This is a genomic window from Pleomorphomonas koreensis DSM 23070 (assembly GCF_000425185.1).
In the GTDB taxonomy this organism is placed as follows: domain Bacteria; phylum Pseudomonadota; class Alphaproteobacteria; order Rhizobiales; family Pleomorphomonadaceae; genus Pleomorphomonas; species Pleomorphomonas koreensis.
Genome location: NZ_AULH01000042.1, coordinates 1 through 5,982 on the forward strand (window position 1 = coordinate 1; position 5,982 = coordinate 5,982).

Sequence of the window (5,982 nt, forward strand, 5' to 3'; positions counted from 1 at the left end):
CCTGTGGCCCATTTCGCCGAGCCGTGAATTGGCGGAGGGTTCTTGAGAGCATCATTTTGCCTTGCTCTCTCGGCTTCCTTTTCCTCAGCTTCGCGCTTTTGAGCACGACCGGCCGAAAACCAGCGCCCGATCGCCGTCCCGATCTTCAGGCCGGTTGAAATGCCTTCGGTTGGAAAGGAGCTGCCGCTGTTTTTCAGGGGATCAAGGTCCCGAAACCAGTCTGGCATGTTTCGCTCTCGTGTCGTCTGGGAGGCTGGAAACGAAGCCTAGCCAAGCGCCCAGAGCGACGCAACCCAAATGTGTATTTTTACGAATTCAGTTGCATTGTTTTCTTGATCAATATTTGAAATATATGTATTTTGAATTTATGAATACTGTATTTACCGGGCCTGTTTTCGAAGGACTAGAACTCGATGAGAATGGTCGTCGTGATCTGAAATCGAGAATAGATGAGATAGAGGCAAGCCTAAAATGGTGTCATGAGCGCCTGGAAGAAGCTATGGGTCGCTTAAACTACTGTCTTTCCATTGAAAACTGCCGTCCTGAAAAACTGAAAGAGGCGCAAAGATATGTTGCTGCCTGCGAGCGTGGTTTGGAAAAGGGAAAGCGCCTACTTGGGATTTATTACGGGGAACTCTACTCGCAGAAGGCTTATCAGCCGGCCTATCAATGGGCACACTGAAACGGGAGACCTGATTGCTCGACAAGGATCAGATAACGCGCCTTGAAGCCGAGCTGGACATTCTCAACGGCCAATATGGCACCTTGAGCATGGACATCCAGCAACACGAGACCCGCATCCTCCATGGTTCTCCGGAGACGGGCCGCTGGCTTTCTTCATTGGGGGATCTCTACCTTCAGCGGGAAGGCGTTGCCCATCAGATCGGCCGCGTAGAGGCCCTTCTTGATTATGAGCAGGCGGTTCGGGACATCCTGGAGGCTCGCGGGCCGGATACTCCGGCCAGTCCGGACGATTGGTACAGACTGCCAGTGGCCGGCGAAGCAGAGGAAAAGCGGATGGAGCGCGACCCCGAGGATCGCGATCCATCCCACGATTCCCGGGATCGGTGAGGTTATTTCTAACAGCGCACTTACGCATTGCCCGACGCGTATACGCATCGATAACATTGCCCCAAAGCGGGCAATGCGTCGCTCGGTTTTTCGGCCAGGCAGGCTCGGGCCTGCACTGGGAAAAGCCGGCGAGTGCGCCAAGGGGAGCCCCCCTTGGGACCCCCGTGCCCGCCCGGGTTGGAAGCGTGCTCCTGCAGGAGGAGCGAGGCGATAGGAGGCGAGGGCGTGGCGCTCTACCACCTTCATGTGAAGAACATCAGCCGTGCCGATGGCCGGACCATCGTGGCAGCAGCTGCCTATCGGGCAGGAGAGACACTGCCGAACGAGGCCGAAGAGCGCCTAAGTGCATTTGGCGGCCGTCGTGATGTCCTGTGTTCAGAGATCCTCTTGCCGGCGGGAGCGCCGGCCTGGATGCGCGATCGAGCGACTTTGTGGAACGCGGTCGAGGCTTCAGAAAAGCGCAAGGACGCTCGCCTCGCCAAAGAGATCGAGATTGCGCTCCCAAGGGAGCTGCCCCGGGAGGCCTGGCTCAGAGTGGCCCGCCAGATGGCCAGCCTGTATGTGTCCCGAGGACACGTTGTCGACCTGGCCCTTCACGACGATGGTTCGGGTCATAACCCTCACGCCCATTTGCTGATGTCGACGCGGGCGGTGACAGCGAGCGGCTTCGGCCTCAAAATCCGCTCCGCTGACGAGTTTTCCTTCGTGAAAGAGGCGAGGGCCTCCTGGGCCTCGATCGCCAACGAAGCGCTGGCTGCAGCCGGTATCTCGGCGGCTATCGATCCGAGGAGCAACCGCGCTCGCAATATCGAAGCGGAACCTACCCGGCACAGAGGTGCCAACCCTGAAGAGCGTCGTGCTCGGCGCCGGCAGAGGAGCGTTTCCATGGAAGAAACAGATCGGTCACGGCTTCGCCCGGGCGAAGCCGCCGGCTATGTGTATGTCGTCTCCGCCTGGAAAGGGCGATACGGCGATATTCCGTGGCGGCTCTGGCCGCCGGCAAATCGAGAGCCGCCGGCCGATTTGCCCGAAATAGCACAAGCGGCCTGGACCCGCTTCTGGGCGGACGTAGATGACCAGTCGGGCATGCGAAACGAAGCCCCGTCCGCCGAGGCGGCGAACTTTAACCCCTTCGTTTTGCATGAAATGCGGGACATGATCTCTCCGGGAGAGATCCGTCAGAAGATCGAGGAGGCTCTTCAAGGAGAGCTGTTCCCATATCTTCAGGGAAGCCCGTATCTCATCAATTCGGCGCTTGCGCTGGCCGACCACGATGAAGCCTCTGCTCTGGAGCTGTACCGCCGGGCTCTTGATAACGCCCAAGAGCAATATCGAAAGGACAATGATCCTCAGGAGCCCCTTCCGTGGCTCACGGACGAAGAAGCCATTCGTGCCAGCCAGCTATCGGATTGGGAGCCAGACGAGCCGTTGTCGGCCGGTGGGGGGCCTTCGCAGGAGGACTGGTGGCGCGAAAGGGCCGCTGAAGAGGAACCGCAGCTTCGCGATCGGGACGAGCGGGAGCCCGAGCGATAAGCTGCCTTTCCGCCAGCTCCTTGCGCTTGCGAAGTCGGCCGTTGGGCGACCGCGAATGTTGCGTTACCCCCGGCTCTCGTGTGGCAGCTCCGATTGGGTAGAGTTGTGCGCCGCCGATCGCCATTGGCCCGAGGCAGGGCGGAGGGGCGTCTCTGATTGGTTCCCCGTGTTCCCGATGAGCGCTTTCACGGCCAGGGATCGGTCGGGTTTAGCCCCTTGGAGCCAGAATACAAGGCATCCAACCGTATCCCGGAGGGACCCTCGGCCGGACCCTCCTTGCATTCCGTCTCCCGAAGCGGGGCCTGCTTGGACCCGACCGGCCGCGAAAGGCGCGACCGGAGAAACCAACGGGAGAAATCCAAATGAAAGAGACCGCCACCAAGAACCGCCCCAGCCATACCGTCTACATGGTCGAAGGGGAGGGCGAGCACGCCTTCTGGACCAAGATCGGCAGTGCGTGGGCGCACGATGACCAGGACGGCTTCAATATCACCCTCGCGGCTGTGCCGGTGAACGGCCGCCTGGTTCTTCGCAAGCGCAAGGAACAGGGCGGAAAGGGGGAATAATCCCCCTTGGCCACGCAGAAGGGGCTCCCAACGGAGCCTCTCTTCTCCTGGTCATTCCTTGATCTTCGGGTCATTGTCCCATCTGATCAGCAGGTTGAAAGTCGGCGGCAACTCCACGTTCGTGGGGTGTTCTCGCCGATCCCATGAAAACTCAAAGCCTTCTTTCTTCAGAATCGCCAGCAACTCGCTGGCCGTCTCTGTGCCGCGGAGATCGATCGGCCGCGGCGGCGTCAGCACAATAAAGCATTCGCCGAGCGCCGCTGCCTGCGCAGCGGCTTCCAGGACTTTGTCCGGAGAGAACAGATCCTTGGCCAAAGTCTCCCGGGCGCTGGCCGTGGCGCGACGAAACAGGACGCTGCGTGGAGGGATGCGGTTCGTCACTTCCCGGTTCTCCGTTCCGGCCAACGGCCGCCAAGATAGGCGTCCGTGACATCGATACGGCCATGGCCAAGTTCGCGGCTGATCTGGAGGCGGGCCTCGTCGAGGCGGCCCCGCTCCGCCAGCTTCAGCTGGTCGTGCGTAGGGCCGCCCTCGGCCGGCGGTTTGAGGCCGGTCAGGGTCCTGTATCGCCAGCAGGCGTACCAGTGACGGTGTTTGTGGAGATTGGAGACGCCAGCCTTGAGGGTGGCTTTCTCAAAGGCCTTCCGGAAGGTTTTGTAGCTTGCGGCAGCTGGAATGATCGCCTCGTCACCGCAAACGCGGTGAACCTCGTCCAGAAGGTCGCGCTGGCGATCGTGCGTCACCATGATCGTGCGTTCACGACCGCCCTTGCACCAGCTGCCCTTCAGGGTGATCGCGTTGCCCCGGTCGGCAAACGCCGCCCGGAATTTCAGGCTCTCCTCTAGACGGAGGCCAAAGGCCATCTGGAGCCGGACGGCGAGCTGCATCCGCTCCGGCAGTGCCTCCAGGCGTTCCCGTGTGGTGGCTTCCGCCCGGGCGCCCTTGAACACGGATTTATCCGCAAGGCCGAACTCCAGGTTCTCGCGTGGCAGGAGCCCGGGCTTGCGGGTTTTCTCTGCCACCCATCGAACCCAGCTCATGCGGTTTTTGATGGTGGCGTCCGAAAGCCCCTGGCCTTTCCATGACGCCACCAGGGCGGAGACGTGTTTGGACTTGAGGGACTGGGCGCCCGGCAACCGATAGCCGAGGGCGCGAAGGTCACTCGCAACAAGCAAGAGGCCAGTGCACCGCTGTGCCTGAGTGGTCCGGCTTCCGTCTGCGTTGTGCAGGCACAGCGTCACGAGGCTGTGCGCGAGGTTATCCAGGAGCCTTTCTTTCCTTGTGGCCTGATCAGGGCCGAATTGTTGAGTGTTACTGGCCTACCGTCGCCCCTCAGGGCTTTCGGCAGCGCGAAGACGCGCTGAAGGCCGATTTCATGCGGTTGATCATATCCGTTTCGTTCGGTCTCCTCTGCCTACCTGCGGCGACCGCTGAATCAGCGGCGCCATCGTGCGTTTATGGTCGTTGCGCTGGTTCGTGGTTGCGATCTCCTGTCAAATGGTTTGCTTCCTTGAGCGGCCTCAGCCGTGCCCGTGGGGTCGTGCTTTTGGCGGGGATGTCAGGCCGGAATCGGCCTGCGCGAGCGTCATGCTCCTTTCAAACGTGAGGGCCGATGTCGGCCGAGGTGTCACCTTCCGGTGTCGGGTCAGGGGGACACCGTTCTCCCTGGCATCACTTTATGGGCACGCGTCCAAATCGGATCTGACATCCTGCTGTTTCAGTGTGGTTTTGGCGCCTGGCTTGGGGTTGGGTGTCATCCGTCCGGCGGCGAGCGCTAGCGAGCCGTCGCCGTCACTACCTCCGATACTGGCGTCTCCGGTAGTGACGGCTCCTCGCGCCGTGTTCGGCAGGCAACACCTGCCGACGGGGTTTGCAGCCCCGAACCCCAGCCATTCGGGAGCTTCCCTCCCAGCGTTCCCGCTTAGGGGCAGCACCCGATCGGGCGTTCAATCGCCAGCCCGAACCCCGGCTCAACGGCAGCCTCGCGCTGCCGTCAGACCTGATGCGATGGCATCAGGCCCGAAGGGGGACCGGTGAAGGTGAGCGCGCCCTAAAGTAGCGCTGTAGCGAACCAAGCCGGTCCCCGCCGCCGGTCGACAGGCCGGCGGGCATTGTGCCGGCGTTGCCGGCGAGATCATCCCATCCAGACGCGGAAGAATGCCACGAGGCAGGCCTCGGCAAGGGCGATGCCCTCCGCCACTGCGTTTCGGCCCTTCGGGTGCCTTCGGCCTTCGCCTTGTGGCTCAGCTGAAGGCGTCGGGACGGGGAACGTCGCTTTCGGCCTTCGGCCGGGTTCGGCTTTCGCTTCCAGCGCGGGCCGAACAGGGAACAAGCCTACAACTGTACCTTTGGCGAAGTGATATCGCCTGAAAGGCATGCTTAATTTAAGCTTAGATTGGGTCTTATAAGAACAAAAACAGATTATTTTGGATGTACCCAGTTCTGTAAAATAAATGCGTCTTTGCATAAAACGATTTAGTTGCGTTGCTCACAATAGATATAAGTTAATATGCGTATATTGGGCACGCCGTTGATCCATATCGGGAAAGTGTGTCGGCGTAATTTGGCGGCTCATACGGCGGACACATTGAAAAACCACGGTTTTCGCAGTATGGTAAAGAACATGTTAAGGGGGAGCACTAGCGTGATTATCTTGGGAATAATACTTACTCCGTCTACAATCGTCCAACCCCATCAACGAGGGGCTCCTCATGGTGGGGGTCGTTTGCGGGAGGGGGCGGAATCCTACGCTAAGGATTTGGCCACCGATATTCACCGGTGAGGTTGATGTGCTCCCATCCGAGCGGCGAGA

Annotated in this window: 7 protein-coding genes; 4 read left to right on the plus strand and 3 right to left on the minus strand. The window is 60.4% G+C overall.

Features of this window, described 5'->3' with window-relative positions:
- The coding region (locus H512_RS27205) for a hypothetical protein (protein ID WP_156899586.1) at positions 1-227 on the minus strand (227 nt) is incomplete at its 3' end.
- Between the two features lie 116 nt (positions 228-343).
- On the opposite strand from H512_RS27205, the gene H512_RS27210 reads away from it, so the two are divergent.
- The 4 genes from H512_RS27210 to H512_RS0119640 all read left to right on the plus strand — a co-directional run bounded on the left by H512_RS27210 (position 344) and on the right by H512_RS0119640 (position 3,170).
- The gene (locus H512_RS27210) at positions 344-682 is read left to right on the plus strand and encodes a hypothetical protein (RefSeq protein ID WP_156899587.1); all 339 of its coding nucleotides are present in this window, start codon (positions 344-346) and stop codon (positions 680-682) included.
- 14 nt (positions 683-696) lie between these two features.
- Entirely contained in the window at positions 697-1,071 is a 375-nt protein-coding gene (locus tag H512_RS0119620) for a hypothetical protein (RefSeq protein ID WP_026784862.1), read from the plus strand.
- A 225-nt stretch (positions 1,072-1,296) separates the two neighbouring features.
- Complete coding sequence (gene mobQ, locus H512_RS26665; protein ID WP_084798645.1) at positions 1,297-2,604, plus strand: MobQ family relaxase; 1,308 nt, start codon at positions 1,297-1,299, stop codon at positions 2,602-2,604.
- Between the two features lie 362 nt (positions 2,605-2,966).
- Positions 2,967-3,170, plus strand: a complete 204-nt coding sequence (locus H512_RS0119640; protein WP_026784865.1) for a hypothetical protein — start codon at positions 2,967-2,969, stop codon at positions 3,168-3,170.
- Positions 3,171-3,221: 51 nt separating this feature from the next.
- On the opposite strand, the gene H512_RS0119645 is transcribed toward H512_RS0119640, so the two are convergent.
- Together H512_RS0119645 and H512_RS0119650 are read right to left on the minus strand one after the other, a co-directional pair.
- Positions 3,222-3,551, minus strand: a complete 330-nt coding sequence (locus H512_RS0119645; protein ID WP_026784866.1) for a hypothetical protein — start codon at positions 3,549-3,551, stop codon at positions 3,222-3,224.
- Positions 3,548-4,435, minus strand: coding sequence for a phage integrase N-terminal domain-containing protein (locus tag H512_RS0119650; protein WP_026784867.1), 888 nt, complete (start codon positions 4,433-4,435; stop codon positions 3,548-3,550). Before H512_RS0119650 ends, H512_RS0119645 begins: the two co-directional genes overlap by 4 nt.
- Positions 4,436-5,982 lie beyond the last annotated feature (1,547 nt).